Genomic DNA, 23733 nt, shown 5'->3' with positions numbered 1-23733 from the left:
TTGCCCCTTCCGTGAGAGAAGCGGAGGGGGCAATTCTGTGTGATTGAGCGCGGTAGAGTTGGGGAACGCGCCCTCGAACTCGGAATCCGGGGCCATGGATTCCTGCCGCGGACCCGGTAAGAAGTAGCCAAACTCTGCGAGCCTTTTGCGGCATTTGCCTTGTTTATGAGGCCCGACTTGCCCTGAGTTCACGTGAATTCTTCCAATATTCCGGACCGCGTGCGTCCAGATTTCTCGTCCGATTGACCTGTTGCAGACGGCAGTTGGACAGATACATTCAGCCGCGGTCGACGCGTTCCGGCGCACGCCCCCGATCCACGGGGGGTGAGGTCTGACCCGGGTCCGCGAAGTGTGGATCTGTGCAAGGGCCAGTAATAGGGGAGTTGGGCATGGCTCAGGGCACCGTCAAGTGGTTCAACGCGGAGAAGGGGTACGGCTTCATCGCGGTCGACGGTGGTGCGGACGTTTTCGTCCACTACAGCGCGATCCAGATGGACGGCTACCGCTCGCTGGAAGAGGGTCAGCGGGTCGAGTTCGAGATCTCGCAGGGTCAGAAGGGTCCGCAGGCCGACATGGTCCGCGTCTCGGCCTGAATCGCGCGACCACCGCAAGCGACGTTCTTCTTCGGAAGGGCCCGCACCTCCGCTGCCGGGGTGCGGGCCCTTCGCCGTGCCCGCGCGCCGCGCGTCCGTGCGCCCGCACGGCCGCACGGCGCGCCACGCCCGAGTCGGCGCACCGTGCGCTTCTGTGGCCGCCCCGTCGGGTTCGCGCGGCCGCGTGCTCCTGCGGCCTGCCTCGCCCGCCCCGCCCGTGTTGGCACAGCCGCGCGCTTCCCGCGGCCCGCCGTGTCCGTGTTCGCGCCCGGCTGAGTCCCCTCGCCGCCCCGAAGGCGCTTGCGCCCACCCGTCACCCGACCACCACCCCTCATCGAGCCCGCTTCGCGGGCGCACCTTGCACTCGAGGGGGTCGAGTGCTAATCATTGGCGTTAGCACTCTGAAGGTGAGAGTGACAACGAGGACCGGGTCGGTGAGGCCCGCAGGCCGGGTGGGGCAAGGAACCACTGGTCGGCGAGCCGTCCGTCGCGGGCGCGGGCGCGGTCCGAAGGAATCACCCCCAGTCCTGGAGGGACCACTTCACATGGCCAAGATCATCGCGTTCGACGAGGAGGCGCGGCGAGGCCTCGAGCGCGGCATGAACCAGCTCGCGGACGCCGTCAAGGTGACCCTCGGCCCCAAGGGCCGCAACGTCGTCCTCGAGAAGAAGTGGGGCGCCCCCACGATCACCAACGACGGTGTCTCCATCGCCAAGGAGATCGAGCTCGAGGACCCGTACGAGAAGATCGGCGCCGAGCTGGTCAAGGAAGTCGCCAAGAAGACGGACGACGTCGCCGGTGACGGTACGACCACCGCGACCGTGCTCGCCCAGGCCCTGGTCAAGGAAGGCCTGCGCAACGTCGCCGCCGGTGCCAACCCGATGGCCCTGAAGCGCGGTATCGAGAAGGCCGTCGAGGCCGTCTCCGCCGCCCTGCTCGACCAGGCCAAGGAGGTCGAGACCAAGGAGCAGATCGCCTCCACCGCCTCCATCTCCGCCGCCGACACCCAGATCGGCGAGCTGATCGCCGAGGCCATGGACAAGGTCGGCAAGGAAGGCGTCATCACCGTCGAGGAGTCGCAGACCTTCGGTCTCGAGCTCGAGCTCACCGAGGGCATGCGCTTCGACAAGGGCTACATCTCCGCCTACTTCGCGACCGACATGGAGCGCATGGAGGCGTCGCTCGAGGACCCGTACATCCTCATCGCCAACTCCAAGATCTCCTCGGTCAAGGACCTGCTCCCGCTCCTGGAGAAGGTCATGCAGTCGGGCAAGCCGCTGCTGATCATCGCCGAGGACGTCGAGGGCGAGGCCCTGTCGACCCTGGTCGTCAACAAGATCCGCGGCACCTTCAAGTCCGTCGCCGTCAAGGCCCCGGGCTTCGGCGACCGCCGCAAGGCCATGCTCGGCGACATCGCCATCCTCACGGGCGGCGAGGTCATCTCCGAGGAGGTCGGCCTCAAGCTGGAGAACGCGACCCTGGACCTCCTGGGCCGCGCCCGCAAGGTCGTCATCACCAAGGACGAGACCACCATCGTCGACGGTGCCGGCTCCACCGACCAGGTCGCGGGCCGCGTGAACCAGATCCGCGCCGAGATCGAGAACAGCGACTCCGACTACGACCGCGAGAAGCTCCAGGAGCGCCTGGCCAAGCTCGCCGGCGGCGTCGCGGTCATCAAGGCCGGTGCCGCCACCGAGGTGGAGCTCAAGGAGCGCAAGCACCGCATCGAGGACGCCGTGCGCAACGCCAAGGCGGCCGTCGAGGAGGGCATCGTCGCCGGCGGTGGCGTGGCCCTGCTCCAGACCACCAGCGTCTTCGAGAAGCTGGAGCTCGAGGGTGACGAGGCGACCGGCGCCAACGCCGTGAAGCTGGCCCTGGAGGCCCCGCTGAAGCAGATCGCCGTCAACGGTGGTCTCGAAGGCGGCGTCGTCGTGGAGAAGGTGCGCAACCTGACCGTCGGCCACGGTCTGAACGCCGCCACCGGCGAGTACGTCGACATGATCGCCGAGGGCATCATCGACCCGGCGAAGGTGACCCGTTCCGCGCTGCAGAACGCCGCCTCCATCGCCGCGCTGTTCCTCACCACCGAGGCCGTCATCGCCGACAAGCCGGAGAAGGCCGCCGCGCCGGCCGGCGGCGGCATGCCGGGCGGTGACATGGACTTCTGATCCTCCCCGAGGATCGGACCCGTCCGACACGTACCGAGGGCGGCACTCCCTGTTCGACAGGGGGTGCCGCCCTCGGGCGTTTCAGTCGGCGTACCGCTTGAGCGGCTCGGTGTCCAGGGTGATGCTCACCGGGGGCGGGAGCTCGACCGTCGTCCCCCAGGGATAGGAAGGGGACTGCTGGTAGCGGCCGTCCTTGGGCTCGCTGTAGACCCTGATCGTGTTGTTGTCGCGGTCGATCAGCAGATAGACGGGAATTTCGGCTGCCGCATAGCCGACAGGCTTGTCGATGCGGTCGCGCTGGTCGGTGTCCCGGTCGTGGGAGGTGATTTCGACGGTCATCAGGATGCCGTCGGACCCGGACCACTCGCCGTGCCCCTCGAAGTGGCCCCGCCGTGCGAGAGCGCCATCCGTCCGAGCGCGGCCTTCACGGTACGCCTCGGTCTTGATGCCGGACTCGGGATAGAGGGCAAGGTCGGGCCGGTGCTGCATGCACTGCACCATGAGCCAGACAAAGATCTCGCGGTGATTGCCGTCCGGCATTGCCTTGACCTCTAGTTTTCCGTTGACGTACTCAAGCCGGACGGTCTCCGGCGCGCGGCGCTCCAGTTCCTCGAAATCCTCCACGCTGAGCGGGTCCCTGGTGCGGACCCGGCCGTCGACGAATTCGAGCCGTACGTTCTCGGGGGCCGCGGCGGCCAGGTCCTCGAAGTCCTCGATGGGCATCTGCGGGCGTTCGGCGGTGCTGCGGGTCATGGCTTCGCCTCCTCCCCTCCATCGTGCCCGCGGGTCGTGTCGTCGGACCGTAGGAGCCGTCATGCGGGTGTCCTTTCTCGTTGCTGCAGGGACATCGCAGCGCGGATCTCATCTGCGCGGACTCGGACCGCTGAAGCGGACAGGGGCGTATGGGGGCGGGCAGGGGAGCGTTCACCTCGGCACGCGCCGCACAGGCCGCCAGGCAGGGCCTCCGGGCGGCCCGGAGCGCGGCATTTCGCGCACTCCAGGACGCGCAGGGGTGGGCGTGGGGAGGACTTCGGCTCCGGTTTCGGCGGGAGCTTGTCGGTGAGGCGGCGGCGGAGCAGGGCCGCCGGATGGTGTACCGGCGTGGGCAGGCCGGTGGTCAGGGCGGCGACCACGGCCTCGTCGGTGGCCCCGCGCGCGAACCACTCCACCACCAGCGGCGCGAGCCGCGCGCAGTCCGCCTCGGAGAGCGAGAGCGCCGGGGTCGTACGGCCGAGGGCGGCGAGCAGGATGTGGGCGCGGGAGCGGGTGGGGCGGGCACGCTCCGGTGGCGCCGCCTCCTCCGGCACGTCGCCGCGCATGAACGCGGCCCACCAGGCGTCCTCCCGTGCGGTACGGGAGAACCACGTTCGGGTGATCCAGCGCCGGCTGCCCGTTCCTACGAGATGTTCCCGGCCCCGGCGCAAGTGGCCTGCCCGCTGGAGGTTGTTGAGGGCGGTGCGCAGGGCGCACTGGCCGTACGGGAGCGTCTTGGCCAGCGTCTTCACACAGATGTCGGCGCCCTCGGGGAGGCGGTCGATGAACGCGGCGATGGCCGCCTCGCGGGGCGGCAGGTCCGTGAAGTCGTGTGCGGTGCGGGGGAGTTGGTCCGGCACGGAGCGCTTTCCGTAACCCGGATTGGCCATCGGGTGCGGGGACCCGTGCGTGGGCGGGAAGGCAGGACTAAGCTTGGCGTCAGCCATGGGATCGAACCTCGTATTCGATCTTGTTGGTCAGGCCCCCGCAGGTGTTGGTGCACCTGGCGGGGGCTGTTCGGTATTCGGGCACGCTAGACCCTTGTGACTGTGCGTGGCAAGCCGGACGCGTCAAGTCAACACGCGGGTGGGAGGGCGGGTTGGGCCCTCCGCCCATTCCTTGCAAAGAGGGCTCGAAGCTCGGCACTTGAGCCTCGGGCCGGGCGTGGGTCAGCCGAGCTTCACGTTCTCCACGAACGCGGACCACGCCTCGGCCCGGAACACGAGCTTCGGGCCGAGCGCGTTCTTGGAGTCCCGGACGGGGACGACGGCGGGGTGGCCGTCGGCGACCTCCAGGCAGTCGCCGCCGCTGCCGCCGCTGTACGTCGACTTGCGCCAGCGGGCGACTTCCAGGCAGTCGCCGCCCTGGCCGCCGCTGTAGCTGGACTTGAACCAGGTGGCCGTACTCAGGTCGTACTCACGGGTGGTGTTCGTCTCCATACCCGTAATCCTGCGCCACCGACTCCAGCAGGACCAGGGAGTCTTGAGGCGAGAGTGCGGCGGCCTGGAGGAGGCTGAACATCAGGGTGTGGCGGGCGACCGTGGCCGGGTCGTCCAGCAGCTTCCCCATGTCTGGTGCGTCCACGAAGGAGAGCGGCGGTGCCTCGTCGAACTCCATGAGTTTCAAAGAGCCCTCCATCGCCGCATGTGCCCCGGCGTCGAACGGCAGCACCTGCACGATGATCCGGTGTCTGCGGGCCAGATCCGCCACGTGCCGCAGGGCCTCCGCCATCACCGCCTTGCCGCCGACCGCCCGCCGCAGCGCCGCCTCGTCGAGGATTGCCCACAACAACGGCGTTGTTGGATCGTCGAGGAGGTGCGCGCGTTCGAGGCGGGCGGTGACCAGCTCGTCGATCTCGGTGTCCGGTGCTGTCGGCCTGTACGCGCGGAACACGGCCTCCGCGTACGCCTTCGTCTGCAACAGTCCCGGGATCAGGAGCTGCGCGTATTGCCTGATCCCGGTCGCCATTGCCTCCGCCTCCGCCGCCTCCGCGAAGTGGTCGGGGTACTTCGACTTGGCGAGGGCCGCGCAGTTGCGGGTGAAGAAGCCGTTCGTGTCGAGGATCTCGTCTATCTGGACGGCGTATTCGAGGTGCAGGCGCCGCGTGCCCGCCTCCAGTTGGCCGATGAACGAGCCGCTGACGAAGAGCGGTTCGCCCAGTTCGGCCTGGCTGAGGCCCTTCTTCTCGCGGGCGTGGCGGAGTTCGGCGCCCAGCAGGGCGCGGGGTGAGGAGGACGGGTCGAGGTCCTTCGGTCCTGGCATGGCGACTCCCTGTCACACAGGAGCGGTTGTTTGAACGCCGTCCCTGGCAGGTTAGGACGTTGATGACCACTCTGTGTGGTGAACGCGAACACTCAGCGTGGAGGGATCGACGTGAACGAGACGACCGGGAAGGCAGCGGGTGACCGGCCCGCACGGACGGCCGAGGAGGCGGTGGAGCGGCTGCGCGCGGTCCTGCACGACGTGGGGGTCGTCCTGCCGTCGTTGCGGGTCGACCCGGTGACGGGCGGGCACGGCGACCCGTACGCCTTGGTGGACCTGGGCCGCTGCAACCTGGACGCGGCCTCGCGGCTGGCCGGCGCCCTGCGGGCGGGGGCGCGGGTGCGGGGCGGTGACGCGTGAGCGGGGAGGGGCCCGCGGTCGGGGCGTACGCCGTGGACGGCCGGGACGGGCGGATCGGTGAGGTCATGGGGTGCGAGGGAGGCTACGTGCAGCTGCGGCCGGTGGGTGGCGGGCGCGAGTGGGACTGTCCGGCCGGAGAGCTGGGGGAGGCCGATCCGGCCGAGATCCTGCGGGAGCGCGTGCGGCGGCTGAACCGGGACGCACGCCACGCACACCTGCGGGGGCCGTCCGGGCCGTCGTGAGGGCCGGGCGTGTTCCGGATCACAGGCGGGGGCGGCGGTGGAATGCCGTGATGGGCGGGCCGGTTGAGGCCAGTGCGCCGCGCGGCGCATGCGCGCGTGTGCGCACACCGTCCGGTACCGACCATGACGTCGAGGAGTCCCCCACGTGACCGTCACCGCTTCCGAGCCCGCCGGCGAGTACGCCGCCCGCGCGGCCGAGATCCTCTCCCGTCCCGTCACGCTCAACGGGCTCACCGTCCCCAACCGGATCGCGATGGCGCCGATGACCCGGATGTTCTCGCCGGGTGGCGTCCCGGGGGAGGACGTGCGGTCTTACTACGCCCGCCGTGCCGCCGCCGGTGTCGGGCTGATCGTCACCGAGGGCACGTACGTGGGGCACGACTCGGCCGGGCAGAGCGATCGTGTGCCGCGGTTCCACGGCGAGGAGCAGCTCGCGGGCTGGGCGAAGGTCGCCGACGCCGTGCACGCGGCGGGCGGCACCATCGTGCCGCAGCTGTGGCACATCGGCATGGTCCGCGAGCAGGGGCAGGCGCCGTTCCCGGACGCGCCCGCGGTCGGCCCCTCCGGGCTGCGTCTCGACGGCACCGAGGGCACCGGCAGGGCGATGACCCGGGCCGACCTGGACGACGTCATCGGCGCGTTCGCCGAGGCGGCCGGCGCCGCGGAGCGCATCGGCTTCGACGGCGTGGAGCTGCACGGCGCCCACGGCTACCTGCTCGACCAGTTCCTCTGGGCCGGTACCAACCGCCGCGCCGACGCCTACGGCGGCGATCCGGTGGCCCGTACGAAGTTCGCGGCGGAGATCGTGGCCGCGGTGCGCGCGTCCGTCTCGCCCGAGTTCCCGGTCGTCTTCCGGTACTCCCAGTGGAAGTCGGGGGCCTACGACGCCCGGCTGGCCGAGACGCCGGAGGAGCTGGAGGCGATCCTGTCCCCGCTCGCGGCGGCCGGTGTCGACGTCTTCCACGCCTCCACGCGCCGCTACTGGCTGCCGGAGTTCGAGGGCTCGGACCTCAACCTGGCGGGCTGGACGAAGAAGCTGACCGGCAAGCAGGTCATCAGCGTCGGCTCGGTCGGCCTGGACGGTGACTTCATCAAGGCGTTCCAGGGCGAGGGCGCGGCGGTCGGCAGCCTCGACAACTTGCTGGACCGGCTGGAGCGCGACGAGTTCGACCTGGTGGCCGTGGGCCGCGCGCTGCTCCAGGACCCCGAGTGGGCGGCGAAGGTCCTCGGCGGCCGCTTCGACGAGCTGAAGCCGTACGACGCGGAGGCGCTGAAGACGCTGAGCTGAGCCGCGGGGCTGAGCTGAGCCGGGCCGGGCCCCCAGGGGCTCGGCCCGGCTGCCCGTCGGGTCATCGCCCGGTGGGCCTTCGCCTGGCGGGGCTCTCTGGCTTGATTTAGTTTGCTTAAGTCAATCAATTCCAATTAAGGTTGCCTGAGTCAAGTACACCCGCTCTCCGACGGAGACCTTCCTTCATGTCCGACGCACTCGCCCGGCCCGCCACGGCCGGGCAATCCGCGCCCCGGCCCAACGCCGTCGTGGCCGTACTCGCCTTCGGCGGCATCGTGGTCTCGCTGATGCAGACCCTGGTGATCCCGATCATTCCCGAGCTGCCCCGGCTCCTGCACGCCTCGGCGTCGGACACCGTCTGGGCCGTCACCGCCACGCTGCTCGCCGCGGCCGTGGCCACTCCGGTCATGGGCCGCCTCGGCGACATGTACGGCAAGCGCCGCATGCTGCTGGTGAGCCTGGCCATGCTGGTGGTCGGCTCGGTCACGGCCGCGCTGAGCGACTCCCTGACGCCGATGATCGTCGGCCGCGCCCTCCAGGGCCTCGCCTCCGGTGTCATCCCGCTCGGCATCAGCATCATGCGCGACGAACTGCCCGCCGAGCGGCTCGGTTCGGCGACCGCGATGATCAGCGCCTCGCTCGGCGTCGGTGGCGCCCTCGGGCTGCCCGCCGCCGCCCTGATCGCCGAGAACCTCAACTGGCACATGCTCTTCTGGGTCTCGGCCGGCCTCGGTGTCGTGGCGGCGGCGCTGGTGCTGGGCCTGGTGCCCGAGTCGGCGGTGCGCACCGGCGGCCGCTTCGACCTTCCCGGCGCGATCGGGATGGCGGTGGGCCTGGTCTGCCTGCTGCTGGCGATCTCCAAGGGCGCCGACTGGGGCTGGGCCAGCGGCACGACCCTGGGCCTGTTCGCGGCGGCGGTCGTGGTCCTGGTCGCCTGGGGCCTGTTCGAACTGCGCGTCGAGGCGCCCCTGGTGGACCTGCGCACCACGGCCCGCCGCCAGGTGCTGGTGACCAACCTCGCCTCGGTGGCCATCGGCTTCGCGATGTTCTCGATGTCCCTGGTCATCCCGCAGCTGCTGCAACTGCCCGAGCAGACCGGCTACGGCCTCGGCAGGTCGCTCCTCGCCTCCGGCCTGGTCATGGCACCCTCCGGCCTGGTGATGATGGCCGTCGCGCCGGTGTCGGCGATCGTCTCGCGGAGCAGGGGCCCCAAGGTGACGCTGATGATCGGCGCGCTGATCGTGGCCGCCGGCTACGGCCTCAACATCGTCCTGATGAGCCAGGTCTGGCACTTCGTCCTGACGTCCTGCGTGATCGGCGCCGGCATCGGCTTCACCTACGGCTCGATGCCCGCGCTCATCATGAGTGCCGTTCCCGCGTCCGAGACGGGCGCCGCGAACAGCCTCAACACCCTGATGCGCTCGATCGGCACGTCGGTCGCCAGCGCGGTGGCGGGTGTGGTCCTGGCCCATATGACCACCGCGTTCGGGTCCTACGCGCTGCCCTCCGAGAACGGCTTCCGCACGGTCCTCGCCGTCGGCGGCGGCGCCGCCCTGCTCGGCTTCCTGGTCGCGTCCTTCATCCCACGCCGCCGCACCGCGGCACCGGGGGAGCCGGCGGCGGCCGGTGAGCCCGCGCCCGCCGGGGCGAAGGTCCCGTAGGCCCTACGGGTTGCCCAGGGGCGGGTTGCCCGAGGGAGGGTTGCCCATGGGTTCGATGTCGGTCCGTACGGGATGGCCCCAGATCCGCACCACCTCGTAGTCGGTGAACTCGTGCACGAGCCGGTAGGCGGGCGCGGCGCGCGGTGCCCGGCGCTGGGCTGTGATGAACAGCTCGGCCTCGCGCCGGTCCCGGCGCGGGGTCCCGCACAACTGCCACTCCCGCCCGTTCCACAGCTCCGGCAGCCAGCGCTGCTGGGGCTGCGGCCGGTCCTCGCGGACGCCGTAGCGGGACGGGGCGGGGGCGGTGGCCTCGGCGGCGCGGCGCCCGTACGACGCGTACGCGCCGTCGACCTCGGAGCGGCGGGCGGACCGGCGCCGGGTCTCGCACAGCAGACAGAGGTCGGGCGCGCTCTCGTCGACGGGCCCGTTCGGATGCTCGGGGCAGCGGGTGGCGGGCGCGGCCGTTGTGACGGTCTCGTCCAGCAGGTCGAGAGCGCGCCGGAGGTCCGCCTTCACCTCGTGCAGCCTGGCGTCGGGCGTCTCCGTGGAGAGCGCCTCGCCATGCTCGCCGAGCAGACGCAGGGCCCGCCCGAGGGCGGTGAGCTGGGCGTGGTTCATGGTGTCCTCCAGGGTAGGACGCCCCGGCCGGTACGGGAGCCCCCGGCCCGCCCGCACCCGCCCGCCGCCGCTCTGCCGCCTGTGGGCCTCAGCTCCGGGCGTGATCCAGAGCCACGCGTAGATGGCCGTCGGACTGGTCCAGGAGGTGGGTCGCCGTCGGGCCGTCGACGTCGGCGAGGAGGGTGAGGATCGCGGTCTTCACCTCGCCGTCCGCGGCCGTCAGGGCCCGTTCGATCTCGTCGTCCGTCGCGCCCGTGGCCAGGGCGACGATGCGGCGGGAGCGGGCACGGAGCTTGTCGTTGGAGGCCCGTACGTCGACCATCAGGTTTCCGTAGGTCTTGCCCAGCCGGATCATCGTGATCGTCGAGATCATGTTGAGGACCAGTTTCTGCGCCGTGCCGGCCTTCAGACGGGTGGAGCCGGTGAGCAGCTCGGGGCCGGCGACGACCTCGATGCCGTGCTCGGCGGCGGCCGCCAGCGCGCTGTTCGCGTTGCAGGCCAGGCCGATGGTCAGGGCGCCCCGGGCGCGGGCGTGCTCCACCGCGCCGATGGCGTAGGGGGTGCGGCCGGAGGCGGAGACGCCCACCACCGTGTCGTCCGGTGTGAGGCCGAGTGCGTCGAGCGCCTCGGCCGCCAGTTCCTTGGAGTCCTCGGCGCCCTCGACGGAGGTCACCATGGCCGGCGGGCCCCCCGCGATCAGCCCGACGACCTGGGAGGGGCGCGTGTTGAAGGTCGGCGGGCACTCGGAGGCGTCCAGGACGCCCAGCCGTCCGGCGGTGCCCGCGCCGGCGTAGACCAGCCGACCGCCGCGCGCCATCCGCTCCGCCACCGCGTCGATCGCGGCGGCGATCTGCGGCAGCCGCGCGGCCACGGCGGCGGGCACGGTGGTGTCCTCGGCGTTCATCAGCCGGGCGATCTCGAGCGTCGGCAGCCGGTCGATCTCCGCCAGCTCGGGGCGGAACGCCTCGGTCGTCAGCGACTCCAACTCGGCGCGCAGTTCGCGGTAGTGGGGCGTGGAGGTCATGAGGGGGCGGCTCTCTCCGTGCGTTGCGGTACGGCTGACCGTGCGGGTCCGGGCTTGTTCGGGCTTGTGTGGTTCTCGGCCGTGGGCGCTACGAGCGCCGGGTTCCGCCCCGTGGGCTGTGCCGGTGGGCGAGGGCCTCGTAGGACGCGGCGAGCGCGGGCGCCGCCGTCTCGTACGTCCGCTGCGCCACTCCGACGAACAGGCAGTCCACCACGAGCAGTTGGCTGGTCCGGGAGGACATCGCCGCCGGCCGCAGCTCGCTCTCGCGGGCCGTCGAGGTGGTCAGGACGTGGTCGGCGTACTGCGTGACGGGCGCGGTGGGCCGGCCGGTGACGGCGATGGTGGTCGCGCCGCGCTCGAAGGCCACCCGCAGGGGCTCGATCACGTCCCCGGTGGAACCCGAGTGGGTGATGGCGATCGCCACGTCCCCGGCGCGCAGTTGCACCGCGTTGGTGACGGCGAGGTGCGGGTCGCTGTGGGCGTGCGCCACCAGTCCTATGCGCAGCAGCTTCTGCGTGAGGTCCTGGGCGACCAGACCGGAGGCGCCGATGCCGTAGACGTCGGTGCGGCGGGCGGCGGCCAGCGCGGTGACGGCCGCGCCGAGCTGGATGGTGTCGAGACCGGCCGCGGTGTCGGCCAGGGTCTGCTGCTCGTCGTAGGCGAGTTTGGCGACCACGTCGGCGATGGGGTCGTCCACCGCGATGTCGGTCGTGATGGCGGGCGCGCGCCCCGACTGCTGCTGGGCGGCCAGGCCCGCGAGGGCCAGCCGCAGGTCCCGGTACCCCGGATAGCCCAGCAGGCGGGCGGTGCGTACGACGGTCGCCTCGCTGGTGCCGGTGAGTTCGGCGAGGCCGGTGACGGTGAGGGCCGCGCAGCCGGCCGGGTCGCCTGCGACGGCCTCGGCGACCCGCTGCATGGAGCGGGTCATCGAGGGCGCGAGCGTGCGTACCTTGGCCGCGAGGGCGGCGGGTGCGGGGGGCGTGAGGCCCGGGGTGCCCACGCCTGCGAAAATTTCCTTCACGTCCTGGGTCACACCGTGAAAGGTATTTTCCGTACGGTCGCGTGGTCAAGGCCGCGCGCCGAGGCCCCGTGGCCCCGGCGCGGACGTCAGCGCACCTCCTTGCGCGCACCCCGCAGGATCGCCGCCGCCACGCAGCCGAGCGTGAGCAGCGCGGCGACGGCCAGGGCCCGCTGCGCGTGGTCGGCCGCCGTGTGCCGCAGGAACGCGTCCGGCGCCTTCGTCAGCTCGGTCGGGAGCCAGCGCGACACCCGCGGCAGCGCCCCGAGCAGCGGGAGCGTGAACAGTGCGAGCAGCGCGTACCCGACGGTGCCGAGCGTGCTGCGCGCCAGGGTCGCGGCCAGCGCGGTGACCGCCACGGCGAACACCAGGTACACCGAGCCGGCGAGCGCGGTCTCGCCCATGGCCGCCGTTCCGGGATTCCCCAGCAGGACGGCCGTCTCGTACCAGGCGGCGAGCAGCCCGGCCAGGTAGCCGCCCACGGCCCCGGCGGCGCTGACCGCGAACCTCGGCACCAGCAGATCGCCGAAGCGCCGGGCGCGCGTCCGGTAGAAGACCGCCAGTGCGGGCTTGGCGTCGATCGAGCACGCGTACGCCGCCACGACGACCGTCACGATGAGGCCGATCCCGAGCGCGTTGCCCACGTACTGGGACACGCCGTCCGCCGGGACCGGGGGCGGAAAGACGATCTTCACCCGCTGGGCAGAACCTCCGGCGTGGTCCAGCAGTTGGCCTGAGTACCGGGCGAGCAGGGGCCCGGCGAAGCCGAAGAGCACGAAGACGCTCAGCAGCGCGATCAGCCTCTTGGTGCGCAGCAGCCGGAGCCACTCCACCCGCCACAGTGAAAGCTCGTTCACGCCGCACCCGTCCGATCCGCTTCCCGCTGTCCGTGCTCCCCGTGCTCTGCTTCCTGACCTTCCTGACCGTGCCGTCCGCCGGTCAGTGCCAGGAACGCGGCCTCCAGGTCGGCGTCGACCGGGTGCAGGCTGATCAGCGCGGCACCCGCCGCGGCGATCGCCTGCGGCAGCCGGAGCTCACCGACCTCCGTGCTCGACGCTTCGACGCGCACGGATCCGTCGGAGCCCACCGCCACCGAGGTGACCCACTCCTGCCGCCGCAGCAGCTCTGCCAGCGGCTGCTCGCCGCCCGCGCGCAGGCGTACCTCCCAGGCGGGCCGGAGGAACCGGTCGATCAGATCGCGGACCGGCCCCTGGAACAGGAGCCTGCCCCGGTCGAGCACGCCCACCGTGTCGGCGACCCGCTGGACGTCCGCCAGGACATGGCTGGAGAAGATCACGGTGCGGGTCCTGCCGAGCCCGGCGACCAGGGACAGCACCTCCGCCCGCCCGGACGGGTCGAGCGCGCTGGACGGTTCGTCGAGGATCAGCAGCTCGGGGTCCAGCGCCAACGCCACCGCGAGGCCCAGCCGTTGCTTCATGCCGCGGGAGAAGCCGCCCGTGCGCCGGTCCGCCGCCTCGGTCAGGCCGACCTCGGCGAGTACGGCCGCGACCGGATCGGGGGCGGTCCCGCCGCTGTCGTGCGCCGTTCCGCCACGGCGCCGGCGCTCGCCGCGTGCGGCCAGACCGCGGGACTGGCGCACCACCTCCGCCGCGGTGAGCCAGGGTTCGAACTCGGGGGTGTCCGGGCAGACCCCGATCCGTCCCGTGTCGACCGACAGCCGTACCTCGCCCGCGTCGAAGCGGCGCAGACCCGCCACGATCGACAGGAGCGTCGTCTTCCCGGCGCCGTTCGGGCCCACCAGGCCGTAGACACCGCCGCGCGGCACCTCCAGGTCCACGCCGTGCAGCCCCGCCCCGTGCCCGTAGTCGCGCACCAGGCCCTCGGTCACCACGGCCGGCCCGCTCATCGGTCCTCGCTCCGCCCCGCCACGAGGTAGGCGATCGGGCCCACGGGGTTCACGAACAGGCATATCAGCACCCAGGCCCAGCGGGGCAGGTGACGGGTGCTTCGGTGCCGCGCCACGTCGACGAGGCAGTAGACGAGCAGGGCGAGCTCGGCGACCAGCAGGGGCGCGACCGCGGCCCAGGGGATGTCCGAGGAGTGGAGGGAGGAAGCAGTCACGGGACGCACTCTCTGAAAGGGGGCCGGAGCGGCCGGGTCACGGTGTCTCGGGCGGGAGGATGAAGAGGCCGCCGACCTTCTCGTCGGTGTCGAAGGCGACCCGGGCCTTCATCTCGCCGGCCTCGTAGCGCAGCGGGATGTCGACCACGGTGTGGTCGCCGACGCGCCGGACGAACGGCTCGCCCTCACCGAAGCCCTCGAAGGCGCCGACGAGGCCGGCGACGGTCGCCAGGGCGTCGCCCCGCACCTCGTCGGTGAAGGCGGCCAGGACCTCGGCGTTGAAGGACGGCCTGGCGTCGTCCATGCGGCCTTCGAGGACGGCCGTGACGATCGCGAGGGCGCGCTCGGCGGCGTCGGGCATGCGCACTGTCTTGTCCATGGGTTCTCCCGTTCGGGGGTCGATGGGCTTGCCGAACCGCTGGAAGGCGGCCTGGCGGGTGACTCCGAGCAGGTCCCCGACCTCCTGCCAGGTGTGGCCCGCGTCCCGGCACTGCTGCACGCAGAGCTTGAGCACCTGTTCGGCCAGGGTGTCGACGTCCCGCGCGTGCCGGACCAGGTCGAGGTAGGCCGGCGGGGCCAACGGGCTGCCCACCGCGGAGGCCAGGGTCGAGGCGTGCTCGGCCAGCCGGGCGCTGAGGGACGTGAGGGGCAGGGAATCGGTCACATGTAAAGGATGCCTTTACGTTCCGAGGTGTGTCAAGAAATCCTTTACAGCGGTGGATTCCTCGGCTCCGGTGGCGGCCTCTGCCCGCTCACGTGATCCGCCACCGGTGTCCGGTCCGTGACTTCCGGGTGACAATGAGGGACATGGAACCCATCACCCCCCTGGAGCAGGCCCTGCACGCCGCCCGCGCCCTGGTGCTCGCCGACCTGGTCGCCGGCGAGGTCGCCGACGCGGACGTGGTCTCGCTCGTGGAGGACTCCGTCGTCCAGCGCCGCTGGTGGGTGGAGCAGTGGCCGGAAGGCGCGCAGTACGTGGCGGGCCTGGTCGCGCAGGACGTCCAGGACGCGCTCCTGGAGCGGTACGGCCGCTGGCCGCTGTGCCCGGTGTGCGGCTACGGCGACCCGCACGCGCTGGACGTCGAGCCGGAACTCGGGCCGGACCCGCACTGGGTGTGCTCCAAGGCGGGGGTGAAGGTGGCGCCGGTGGGCGCGCTGGCGGAGGCGACCGGCCGGAGCACGACGTCGTGACGGCGCCGCGCCGGGCGGTCGCGCCGTGACCCTCTACATCGACCCGCCGTCCTGGCCGGGCCACGGCCGCATGTGGTCACACCTGGTCAGCGACGTCTCGTACGACGAACTGCACCTCTTCGCCGAGGGGTTGGGGGTGCCCCGCCGGGCCTTCGAGCGGGACCACTACGACCTGCCCTCCCACCGGTACGCCGACGCGGTGGCGGCCGGGGCGGTCGAGGTCAGCAGCCGCGAGGTGGTGCGGCTGCTGTACGCGGCCGGGTTGCGCCGCCCCAAGCGCCGTGTTCAGGGCCGGAGTTCGTAGGAGATCTCCTCCTCGTCCTCACGCACGGCGACGAAACCGGCGCGGCTGACCACGCGTTGGGAGGGAACGTTGTGCCGGTCCACGGACGCGATCAGCATCCGTGCGTCGCCGCGGGCCAGCGCCCAGGCCGACAGCGCGCGCAGCGCCTCGGTCGCGTAGCCGTGGCCGCGGGCGGACACGGCCAGGTCGTACCCGACCTCCGCGCGCCCCTCCTCGTCGGGCACGCCGTGGAAGCCCATGCCGCCGACCGCGCGGCCGTCCTCCTGCCGCACCAGCACGAACATCCCCCACTCGGGCCGGTTCACCCCGGCCTCGTACGCCTTCACGGTCATCCCGGCGGCGTCCCGCGTGCTCTCGTAGGGCCCGTCCTCGACCCACAGGAACCCGCCGTCACCGCCGGCGTGCAGATCGCGGGCGGCGGCGGGGGTGACACCCTCCAGGGTGAGCCGGCCGGCGGGGACGGCCGGCGGGTTGCTCCAGCGCCACTCGGTGACCGGCGGCCGGCCGGAAAGGTCGCCGCGGCCGGTGGCCCACAGCAGCGTCGGCCAGGGCGCGGAGCCCGGCTGGACGTGCGGGAAGAGCCGGGCCAGCACGTCCTCGCACAGCTCGGTGGGCGGCTCGTACGTCAGGCCCAGACCCTCCGCGATGTCGTGCGTGTGCAGCAGGACCTCGGTGACTCCCATCGCGGCGAAGCCCTCGCGGTTCGCGCTGCGGAAGGGGTACGGGTGGAAGGCCCGGACCCCGGGCGGGGTGGTGCGGACGGCGGCGGCCAGCAGGGCGCCGGTCGTCTCGATCACGTCCAGGACGTCCGCGTTCCCGGTGCCCTCGTCGAGGGTGATCTCGAAGGGGACGTAGGCGCCCTGTGCCCGCCCGGCCAACTGCCCGGCGTACGCGAGGAGATCGCTCGCGATGTGCTCGGCCGTGCGCCGGCAGCTCCAGTCCAGCCGCCCGGCCCCCGCCCCGTCCCAGTCCCGGTCCGTCGCCGTCCTCAGCAGCGCCACGGCGCCCGCGACGGCCTGCTCCACCTGTTCCCCGCCCCATGTACGCATACGGCGCAGGGTAGGCGCGGCGGGGTCCTCAGGGCGACAGCATTTCCAGCTCCGAGGTGACGTTGTAGCGGGCCGTCGCCTCCCAGTGCTCCGCCCCGTACGGGGTGCGGAACAGGCGGGGCAGGGCGAGGAGCTGCCGCAGCACGGTGGCACGGCCCTCGCGGAAGGTGTCGCTCGGGACGAAGTGGTATTCCTCGCGGACCCCGGCCGCGTAGGCGGCGTACGCCGAGGGAGACTCGGCGAGGACCGCCAGGTCGGCGTCGCACAGCACCTGGCCGTCGCGGTCGTCGTCGGCCGGGTCGTGGGAGACGGTGAGCCGGACCAGCCGGGCGGCCTCGGCGGTCTTCGCCTGCGGCACCCCGGCCTCGGGGAGTGCCCGCTCGGCCAGCCGGGCCGAGCGCTCCTCGTTCTCGGAGCGCTCGGGCAGGTAGACGGCGTCGTGGAACCAGGCCGCCAGTCGCACCACGTCCGGATCGTCGGCGTACTCCTCGAGCACGTCGACGCGGTCCAGGACCGCGGTCAGATGGGTGAGCGTGTGGTAGTGCCGCTGCGGCTCCTGCCAGCGGGCGAGCAGGTTGTCGGCGTACGGCACGGGATCGGGGCCACCGCCGGGACCCCGGGCACCTTCGAGGGCGCGGGTCCAGCGGGAGCGCAGGGCGTCGGGATCGGCCATGCGTTCATTGTCCCCGCGCCGCCGAGGTGTGTCTCGAACCACTTCGAAGGTGATGTCCGTTCCCGTAGGCGCTCCCACAGGCGCTCCTGCGAATGTCCATACGAAGGCCGAACGGGGTGCCGGATAGGGTGCTGAAGGTGCCGAATCGGAGCGGTACTCGTGTCTGAGATCCGTCACACGCCGAAACACTCATGGGAAAGGTCCGACGTCCTTCATGCTGACCCGCGTCAAGAACTCCGGTGAGCGTCTGCTGCCACGAAGCAAGCGTGAAGAGCGCGAGCGGGAGCGCCGGGCCGCCGAAGCCGCCGCGGCGGAAAGGAAGCGGGAGGAACGGAAGGCCGCCCGGCGGGCCGCCCTTCTGGAGTCCGACCGGTCCCTGCGCGAGGTGCTCGTCGACGGGCACACCTACTACGGCCGCCGCGTGGACGACCTCGCCTCCGCTGACGCGTCCGCACGGAACCTGGAACTTGTGGCCGACGCTCTGGCGCACGCCGGAATCGACTACTTCCTCCTCCCGGGGCGCTCCCCCCAGCGGCACGTCGTCGGCGTCCGGTACGCGGACCGCAAGCCGCTGCTGGACGCGCTGCGCGAGCTGTACGGCTCCACCGCTCTGTACGCGACGAAGGCCGGCCGGGATCCGCTTCCGCGGGACGCGGCCCTCTATGCCGAGGGAGCGCTGCCGAAGGAGCTCAAGCGGCAGGGCGTCATCCGCTTCGGGGAGTTGCTGCTCGGCCCTGACGGCCAACTGCTCGCCGATCTGGAGTACGGCTGCGACGTGGAGTTCTGGCGTGACGGCGCCGACGTCGTGGACACCGAGCGGGCCGCCATGCTGCGGACCCAGTCCCCGCCCGACGTCCTGGCCGACGCGCTGGTCGCCCCGCGGCTGAACGCCGTGACGGACGTGCTGCCCAGTGCGGCACGCGTTCCCGCGGTGCGTGCGGTGCGCGGACGCGAGTACCCCACCTACTCCGACCTCTTCAGGGCCCGGGTGGACACCGTCGACTTCCCCGTGGACGTCGTCTACACCTGGGTGGACGGCGACGACCCCGAACTGCGGGCCAGGCGGGACTCGTACCGTACGGGCGCCCAGCGGACCCGCACCCGGGAGTCCGGCGCCTCCCGCTACGCCAGTCACGACGAACTGAAGTACTCGCTCAGGTCGCTGGAGATGTACGCGCCCTTCGTGCGCAAGATCTACGTCGTCACCGACGGCCAGTGCCCGGCCTGGCTGAACCCGCACGCCCCGGGCATCCAGGTGGTGGACCACAAGGAGATCTTCGCCGAACCCGACGCGCTGCCGGTCTTCAACTCGCACGCGATCGGCACGCAGCTGCACCACATACCGGGCATAACCGACCGGTACCTGTACCTCAACGACGACGTCTTCCTGGGGCGACCGGTCACCGCGGGCCACTTCTTCCACGGGAACGGCATCGCGAAGCTGCCGTTCTCGCCCTTCCAGCTGGGCCTCGGAGATCCCCATCCCGACGAGCCCGCACCCAACTCCGCCGGCAAGAACGTGCGTCGCCTGCTGCTGGAGACGCACGGGCGCTTCACCACCAACAAGTTCATGCACACCCCGCATCCCCAGATACGGGCGGTCATGGAGGAGATCGAGGAGAGGTTCGCGGAGGAGGTGGCACGGACCAGCCGGTCCCGCTTCCGGGCCGTGACCGACATCGCGATGGGCGCGTCCCTGCACCACCACTACGCGTACCTCACGGGCCGGGGAGTCCCCGACACGTACAAGCTGCGGTACGTCGACGTCGCGGGGCCGGATGCCGCCGAGAAGCTGGAGGAGCTGGCCAGGACCCGCCGCTTCGACTTCTTCTGCCTCAACGACGTCAACACCCCGGAGGACCGGCACGAGGAGGTGGCGAGGACGCTCCACGCCTTCCTCGAGGGCTACTTCCCCTTCCCCAGTCGCTACGAGCGCGCCCCCGAGCGCGCCGGTACGGGGAGCTGAACGGGTCCGGGTGACCGGTTCCCGGTCGCTGGTCACCCGACCGGCGTACCCTGATATTGGACTAGACCTGTCTGGGCCTGTCCGCTTCAGGGAAACCGAGGGAAGGGCTCCTATGAGCATGCGTGCAGTCCTGGAGGTGATCGCCCTCGACGTCGAGGACGCGGTCGCCGCTCAGGCCGGAGGCGCGGACCGCCTCGAGCTGGTCACCGACATGGCGGCCGACGGGCTCACCCCGCCGGCCCGTACTGTCGCCGGGATCCGCGCCGCCGTGGACATTCCGCTGCGCGTGATGCTGCGGCTCGCGGACGGGTTCGGCGCGGGGGGTGCCCAGGGGCTGGACCGGCTGGTGGGGGTCGCGGGCGAGCTGCGGGCGGCCGGCGCCGAGGAGTTCGTGCTCGGGTTCCTCGATGCGCGGGGCGGGGTCGACCTGGCCGCCGTGGAGCGGGTCGTCGGCGAGCTGGACGGCTGCTGCTGGACCTTCCACCGGGCGATCGACCGGGCCGGCGACCGGGACACGCTGCGCCGTCGGCTGGACGGGCTGCCGGGGCTCGACACATATCTGACGGCGGGTGCCGCCTCGGGCGTGGACGACGGGCTGCCCACGCTGGTCGCGGAGGCCGCGCGCGGCGGCGAGCCGGGCTACGAGCAGCAGATCATGGTCGGCGGCGGTCTGCGGCTGGACCATGTGCCCGCGCTGCTCGCCGCCCGGATCGACGCCTTCCACATCGGCGGTGCGGCCCGCCCCGACGGCTGGGACGGCCCGGTCTCCGTCGAGGCGGTCGCCCGGTGGCGCGCGGTGCTGGACGGGGCGGCGGTCCGACAGCCCACGGGCTGAGACCACGCACGGTGCCCGACCGGGGTGGAGTGGGTCCGTGGCCGGGTAATTCGTACGCCTGGCCCATTCCTTCCGGGCACGATGTCGTTCATGACAGCAACGTCCCCCGACCCCACCGGGCTTCCCTATCACCGCATGGCCCGGTACTCGCCTCACTACCGCTGGTGGCGGCCGCTGCTCGGCACGCTGCTGCTGCTCTTCGGGTGGCTCCTGAGCGGCATCTTCCTGTACGTCCTCACCGACATTCTCGGAAGGGTCGCCGGCTACCGGGAACTGCCGGACGGCGACCTGGACTTCGGCCCGGTCCTCGGAACGGCGCTGGATCTGACGGCCATAGCCCTGACCTTGCCGCTGGTCCTCCTGGCCGTGCGCTGGGTGGGACGGCGGCCGGCCGGAACGGTCGCCTCCGTCACCGGTCGGCCGCGTTGGCGATGGCTGGCCTGGTGCCTGCTGGCCGCCGTACCGCCCCTGCTGCTGTTGCCGGTCGTCGCGATCTTCCTGCCGGACGACCAGGGCGACGGTGCGGGAGGGGCCGACGTGTGGGTGGGGTGGCAGACGTTCCTCGTCTCCCTGGCCATGCTGGTCCTCCTCGTGCCGTTGCAGTCGGCGGCGGAGGAGTACCTGTTCCGAGGCTGGCTGCTCCAGGCGGCCGGGGCCCACCTGCGTTCCCCGTGGCTCGCGGTGCTGCCGCAGGCGGTGCTCTTCGCGGCCGCGCACGGCTGGGGCACGCCCTGGGGCTTCGCCGATCTTCTGGTCTTCGGCCTGGTGGCGGGATGGCTGACCGTCCGAACGGGCGGCCTGGAGGCGTCCGTCGCCCTGCACGCGCTGAACAACCTGCTGGCCTTCGGTCTGTCCGCCGCGGTCGTGGACGGACTGGCGTCCGACGAGACGGCGGCGGACGCCCCTTGGCACCTGGCCGTCGCCGACATGTTCTCGGTGCTGCTCTTCGCCGCGCTCGTGCTGTGGCTGGCACGGCGCCGCCGTCCGCAGCACCTGTCCGCCCCGGTTCCCGAGCCGGTCCCGCCCCGCCTCCTGCCGTACACACCGCCCCAGGGCGCGTACTGGCCGTACCCGCAGGCGCCGGGTGCGTATGGGCCGTACCCGCAGGCGCCGGGTGCGTATGGGGTGTACCCGCAGGCGCCGGGTGGGTATGGGGTGTACCCGCAGGCGCCGGGTGGGTATGGGGTGTACCCGCAGGCGCCGGGTGCGTATGGGGCGTACCCGCAGCCGTCCGGCGCGTATGGGCCGTACGCGTCACCGCCGGGCCCGAACGGGCCGTACCCGCCGGCGCTGGGAGCACATGGGCCGTACGCGCCGCCGCCCCCGAACCCTGCCGAGCCCGGTCCCGCCGAGCCCGGTCCCGCCGAGCCCGGCCCCGGGGGGCCTGGCCCTGTCGAGCCCGGTCCTGCCGTCCCCGGCCCCGCGGAGCCCGGCCCCGTCGCCCCCACCCCCGGCGACTCGGCGTCGCATCAAGGTGGTGCGGGTCAGGACAGTTGAGGTGGGAGGGGGGCGGTGTGGGTGACGAGCAGGCCTGACACCGCTCGGGTCAGGGCCACGTACAGGCGGCGCAGGCCGGTGCGTTCGTCGGGTTCGCCGTCGACGACGGCCTGCGGCTCGTCGAGGACGACGTAGTCGTACTCCAGGCCCTTGGCCAGCGAGGCCGGGACCAGGGCGAGGCGGGTCTCGGCCGTCGTCTCCTCGCCGGGGGCCAGGTACGGCAGACCGGCCGCCGCCAGCGCCTCGGCCAGGGCCGGGACGCGGGCGTCGGCGGCGATCAGGCCGACCGAGCCCTCGTTGCGCAGCGACTCCTCGCAGGCGGTGACCACGTCGGCGTCCCCGCCGGCGGGACGGATCTCGAAGAGGCCGGGATTCTCACGCACCGACGCGACGGGGGCGAGCCCGGGGGCGATGTGCGGCAGCAGCCGGGAGGCGTACGTGATCACGTCCGTCGGGACGCGGAAACCCGCCGTCAGCTCCTCGATCAGGCCGTCGGACTTGCCGAGGTGGGCCAGGGCCTCCTCCCAGGTGCGGGTGGCCCACGGCGTGGTGCCCTGGGCCAGGTCGCCGAGCACGGTCGCGGAGCCGGTGGTGCAGCGCCGGCCGACCGCCCGGTACTGCATGGGGGAGAGGTCCTGCGCCTCGTCCAGGACGACGTGCCCGAGGGAGTGGGTGCGCTCCACCAGATCGGCGGTCTCGTCGATCAGTACGGCGTCGGCGGGGGACCACCTGGCCGACTTCACCGACCGTACGGGCCTGGCCCACAGCAGCGTCTTGCGCTCCTCCTCGGTGAGGATCCCGTTCGCGTGCTCCGCGAGGAAGTCCGCGTCCGTCAGCAGCCGCAGCACCAGTTTCGCCGGGTCGACCGCGGGCCAGACCGCCTTGACCGCCGCCTTGACCGCCGTGTTGCGGGCCACCGCGTCCTGCACGCGGTCGTCGGGGGCCTCGCCCGCCCGCTCCATCTGCACCAGCACGGCGTGCGCGATCCGCTGCGGCAGGGCCTCGCGGGCGGCGCCGTAGCGGATGCCGCGGTCCAGCAACTCGCGGACGATGTCCTCCAGTTCGTACGCGGGAACGCGCCAGCGCCGCGAGCCGCGCACCACCACGACCGGTTCGGTGGGCATCGTGACATGGGAGTACAGGGCCCTGCGGAGCACCTCGGCCATGCGGGCGTCGCCCTTGACGATCGCGGTCGCCGCCTCGTCCGTGCCCCGCACCTCCACATGCGCCACGAGATCGTCGACGGTGGCCTGCTCGACGGTCAACTCGCCGAGTGCGGGCAGCACTTGCTCGATGTAGTGCAGGAAGGACCGGTTCGGCCCGATCACCAGGGTGCCGGTGCGGGCCAGCCGCTCGCGGTGGGCGTAGAGGAGGTAGGCGACCCGGTGCAGACCCACGGCGGTCTTTCCGGTGCCGGGGCCGCCCTGGACGCAGACGCTGCCGGACAGTCCGGACCGCACGATCTCGTCCTGCTCGGGCTGGATGGTCGCCACGATGTCGCGCATCGGGCCCACGCGCGGGCGTTCGATCTCCTGCTGGAGCAGCTTGCTGGTGGTGGCGGTCCCCGACGGCTCGGCCGGGTCGGACAGGTGCTCGTCCTCGTACGCCGTGAGGTCGCCGCCGGTGTAGCCGAAGCGGCGGCGCAGCGCGACGTCCATCGGGTCCTTCTTGGCAGCCCGGTAGAACGGCTGCGAGACCGGTGCGCGCCAGTCGATGACCATGGGGTCGCCCTCGGCGTCGTGCACGTGCCGCCGCCCGATGTAGAAGCGCTCGCCCTCGGCGCCCTCCGCCCGGTCCGCGCCCGGGGTGTGCAGGTAGTCGAGCCGGCCGAAGAACAGCGGGGTGTGGGTGAGGTCGGCCAGCGCCTTGATGCGCTCGTCGATCTGGTGGGCGAGGACCTCGGCGTTGACCCAGTTCGCGGTGACGTCCCGGATGTCGAGCGACTCCACGTCCTCACGCATGGCGCGCAGCGCGGCGCGGGAGGCGGACAGGTGGGCGCGCTCGCGGGCGAGGGGGTCGTCGGCGGGGCGGTCGGGGCCGGCGGGCGTGGATGAGGGCGACAAGGGGGTGCCTCCGGAAGGCCTATGGGGCAGGCGGGTGCCGTGGTGGTCGGGCCGTGTGGCCGCGCCGTGCGGCGGCGGGATCTGCC

The 23733-nt window shown here is 72.1% G+C and carries 25 protein-coding genes; 11 read left to right on the top strand and 14 right to left on the bottom strand.

The window, feature by feature from the left end; translation table 11 throughout:
- Nucleotides 1-389 precede the first annotated feature (389 nt).
- Both ACTYVM_RS17730 and groL read left to right on the top strand, forming a co-directional pair.
- Entirely contained in the window at nt 390-593 is a 204-nt protein-coding gene (locus ACTYVM_RS17730) for a cold-shock protein (protein ID WP_445526814.1), read from the top strand.
- A 545-nt stretch (nt 594-1138) separates the two neighbouring features.
- Nucleotides 1139-2761 (top strand): chaperonin GroEL, encoded by a 1623-nt coding sequence (gene groL / locus ACTYVM_RS17725; protein WP_445526813.1) that lies wholly within the window; start codon nt 1139-1141, stop codon nt 2759-2761.
- Between the two features lie 81 nt (nt 2762-2842).
- Here the strand turns inward: groL and ACTYVM_RS17720 are convergent, their stop codons facing one another.
- The 4 genes from ACTYVM_RS17720 to ACTYVM_RS17705 all read right to left on the bottom strand — a co-directional run bounded on the left by ACTYVM_RS17720 (nt 2843) and on the right by ACTYVM_RS17705 (nt 5776).
- Nucleotides 2843-3514, bottom strand: coding sequence for a Uma2 family endonuclease (locus ACTYVM_RS17720; RefSeq protein ID WP_445526812.1), 672 nt, complete (start codon nt 3512-3514; stop codon nt 2843-2845).
- A gap of 59 nt (nt 3515-3573) precedes the next feature.
- Nucleotides 3574-4461 carry a hypothetical protein gene (locus ACTYVM_RS17715; RefSeq protein WP_445526811.1) on the bottom strand — a complete coding sequence of 296 codons (888 nt, stop codon included), beginning with the start codon at nt 4459-4461 and terminating at the stop codon, nt 3574-3576.
- A gap of 222 nt (nt 4462-4683) precedes the next feature.
- Nucleotides 4684-4953 carry a DUF397 domain-containing protein gene (locus ACTYVM_RS17710; RefSeq protein ID WP_445526810.1) on the bottom strand — a complete coding sequence of 90 codons (270 nt, stop codon included), beginning with the start codon at nt 4951-4953 and terminating at the stop codon, nt 4684-4686.
- Nucleotides 4931-5776, bottom strand: coding sequence for a helix-turn-helix domain-containing protein (locus ACTYVM_RS17705; protein WP_445526809.1), 846 nt, complete (start codon nt 5774-5776; stop codon nt 4931-4933). Before ACTYVM_RS17705 ends, ACTYVM_RS17710 begins: the two co-directional genes overlap by 23 nt.
- A 111-nt stretch (nt 5777-5887) precedes the next feature.
- Between ACTYVM_RS17705 and ACTYVM_RS17700 the strand changes: the two genes are divergently transcribed.
- The 4 genes from ACTYVM_RS17700 to ACTYVM_RS17685 all read left to right on the top strand — a co-directional run bounded on the left by ACTYVM_RS17700 (nt 5888) and on the right by ACTYVM_RS17685 (nt 9327).
- Nucleotides 5888-6136, top strand: a complete 249-nt coding sequence (locus ACTYVM_RS17700; RefSeq protein ID WP_445526808.1) for a hypothetical protein — start codon at nt 5888-5890, stop codon at nt 6134-6136.
- The gene (locus ACTYVM_RS17695) at nt 6133-6378 is read left to right on the top strand and encodes a hypothetical protein (RefSeq protein ID WP_445526807.1); all 246 of its coding nucleotides are present in this window, start codon (nt 6133-6135) and stop codon (nt 6376-6378) included. The genes ACTYVM_RS17700 and ACTYVM_RS17695 overlap by 4 nt, the downstream gene beginning before the upstream one ends.
- Nucleotides 6379-6523: 145 nt before the next feature.
- The gene (locus tag ACTYVM_RS17690) at nt 6524-7666 is read left to right on the top strand and encodes an NADH:flavin oxidoreductase (RefSeq protein ID WP_445526806.1); all 1143 of its coding nucleotides are present in this window, start codon (nt 6524-6526) and stop codon (nt 7664-7666) included.
- 185 nt (nt 7667-7851) lie between these two features.
- Complete coding sequence (locus tag ACTYVM_RS17685; RefSeq protein WP_445526805.1) at nt 7852-9327, top strand: MFS transporter; 1476 nt, start codon at nt 7852-7854, stop codon at nt 9325-9327.
- Nucleotides 9328-9330: 3 nt separating this feature from the next.
- On the opposite strand, the gene ACTYVM_RS17680 is transcribed toward ACTYVM_RS17685, so the two are convergent.
- The 7 genes from ACTYVM_RS17680 to ACTYVM_RS17650 all read right to left on the bottom strand — a co-directional run bounded on the left by ACTYVM_RS17680 (nt 9331) and on the right by ACTYVM_RS17650 (nt 14733).
- Nucleotides 9331-9945, bottom strand: coding sequence for a hypothetical protein (locus ACTYVM_RS17680; RefSeq protein WP_445526804.1), 615 nt, complete (start codon nt 9943-9945; stop codon nt 9331-9333).
- An 88-nt stretch (nt 9946-10033) separates the two neighbouring features.
- Nucleotides 10034-10969, bottom strand: a complete 936-nt coding sequence (gene murQ / locus ACTYVM_RS17675) for an N-acetylmuramic acid 6-phosphate etherase (protein ID WP_445526803.1) — start codon at nt 10967-10969, stop codon at nt 10034-10036.
- 88 nt (nt 10970-11057) lie between these two features.
- On the bottom strand, nt 11058-12002 hold the full coding sequence (locus ACTYVM_RS17670) for a MurR/RpiR family transcriptional regulator (protein WP_400035512.1): 945 nt from the start codon (nt 12000-12002) through the stop codon (nt 11058-11060).
- Nucleotides 12003-12076: 74 nt separating this feature from the next.
- A complete protein-coding gene (locus tag ACTYVM_RS17665; RefSeq protein WP_445526802.1) occupies nt 12077-12844 on the bottom strand; it encodes a hypothetical protein in 768 nt (255 codons plus the stop codon).
- Complete coding sequence (locus tag ACTYVM_RS17660; RefSeq protein WP_445526801.1) at nt 12841-13854, bottom strand: ABC transporter ATP-binding protein; 1014 nt, start codon at nt 13852-13854, stop codon at nt 12841-12843. Before ACTYVM_RS17660 ends, ACTYVM_RS17665 begins: the two co-directional genes overlap by 4 nt.
- On the bottom strand, nt 13851-14069 hold the full coding sequence (locus ACTYVM_RS17655) for a PLD nuclease N-terminal domain-containing protein (RefSeq protein WP_400035518.1): 219 nt from the start codon (nt 14067-14069) through the stop codon (nt 13851-13853). Before ACTYVM_RS17655 ends, ACTYVM_RS17660 begins: the two co-directional genes overlap by 4 nt.
- Before the next feature lie 37 nt (nt 14070-14106).
- Nucleotides 14107-14733, bottom strand: coding sequence for a DUF3887 domain-containing protein (locus ACTYVM_RS17650; protein ID WP_445526800.1), 627 nt, complete (start codon nt 14731-14733; stop codon nt 14107-14109).
- 143 nt (nt 14734-14876) lie between these two features.
- Here ACTYVM_RS17650 and ACTYVM_RS17645 point away from each other — a divergent pair, with 143 nt between their 5' ends.
- Both ACTYVM_RS17645 and ACTYVM_RS17640 read left to right on the top strand, forming a co-directional pair.
- Nucleotides 14877-15260 carry a DUF8819 family protein gene (locus ACTYVM_RS17645; protein ID WP_400035522.1) on the top strand — a complete coding sequence of 128 codons (384 nt, stop codon included), beginning with the start codon at nt 14877-14879 and terminating at the stop codon, nt 15258-15260.
- Nucleotides 15261-15285: 25 nt separating this feature from the next.
- Nucleotides 15286-15564 (top strand): DUF4031 domain-containing protein, encoded by a 279-nt coding sequence (locus ACTYVM_RS17640; protein ID WP_445526799.1) that lies wholly within the window; start codon nt 15286-15288, stop codon nt 15562-15564.
- Here the strand turns inward: ACTYVM_RS17640 and ACTYVM_RS17635 are convergent.
- Both ACTYVM_RS17635 and ACTYVM_RS17630 read right to left on the bottom strand, forming a co-directional pair.
- Nucleotides 15546-16613 (bottom strand): GNAT family N-acetyltransferase, encoded by a 1068-nt coding sequence (locus ACTYVM_RS17635; protein WP_445526798.1) that lies wholly within the window; start codon nt 16611-16613, stop codon nt 15546-15548. The two genes, ACTYVM_RS17640 and ACTYVM_RS17635, sit on opposite strands and share 19 nt — an antisense overlap.
- Nucleotides 16614-16641: 28 nt before the next feature.
- Entirely contained in the window at nt 16642-17286 is a 645-nt protein-coding gene (locus ACTYVM_RS17630; RefSeq protein WP_445526797.1) for an HD domain-containing protein, read from the bottom strand.
- 214 nt (nt 17287-17500) lie between these two features.
- Here ACTYVM_RS17630 and ACTYVM_RS17625 point away from each other — a divergent pair, with 214 nt between their 5' ends.
- From ACTYVM_RS17625 to ACTYVM_RS17615, 3 genes are all read left to right on the top strand, one after another.
- Nucleotides 17501-19252, top strand: coding sequence for a stealth family protein (locus ACTYVM_RS17625; protein WP_445526796.1), 1752 nt, complete (start codon nt 17501-17503; stop codon nt 19250-19252).
- Nucleotides 19253-19364: 112 nt separating this feature from the next.
- Complete coding sequence (locus ACTYVM_RS17620) at nt 19365-20087, top strand: copper homeostasis protein CutC (RefSeq protein ID WP_445526795.1); 723 nt, start codon at nt 19365-19367, stop codon at nt 20085-20087.
- 90 nt (nt 20088-20177) lie between these two features.
- Nucleotides 20178-21584 (top strand): CPBP family glutamic-type intramembrane protease, encoded by a 1407-nt coding sequence (locus ACTYVM_RS17615; protein WP_445526794.1) that lies wholly within the window; start codon nt 20178-20180, stop codon nt 21582-21584.
- On the opposite strand, the gene ACTYVM_RS17610 is transcribed toward ACTYVM_RS17615, so the two are convergent.
- Nucleotides 21572-23545 (bottom strand): HelD family protein, encoded by a 1974-nt coding sequence (locus ACTYVM_RS17610; protein WP_445526920.1) that lies wholly within the window; start codon nt 23543-23545, stop codon nt 21572-21574. The two genes, ACTYVM_RS17615 and ACTYVM_RS17610, sit on opposite strands and share 13 nt — an antisense overlap.
- Between the last annotated feature and the right edge of the window lie 188 nt (nt 23546-23733).

It is taken from the genome of Streptomyces cyslabdanicus (assembly GCF_052663305.1).
The sequence above is the reverse complement of the archived record's forward strand: the minus strand, read 5'-3'. Positions and strand labels throughout refer to the sequence as shown.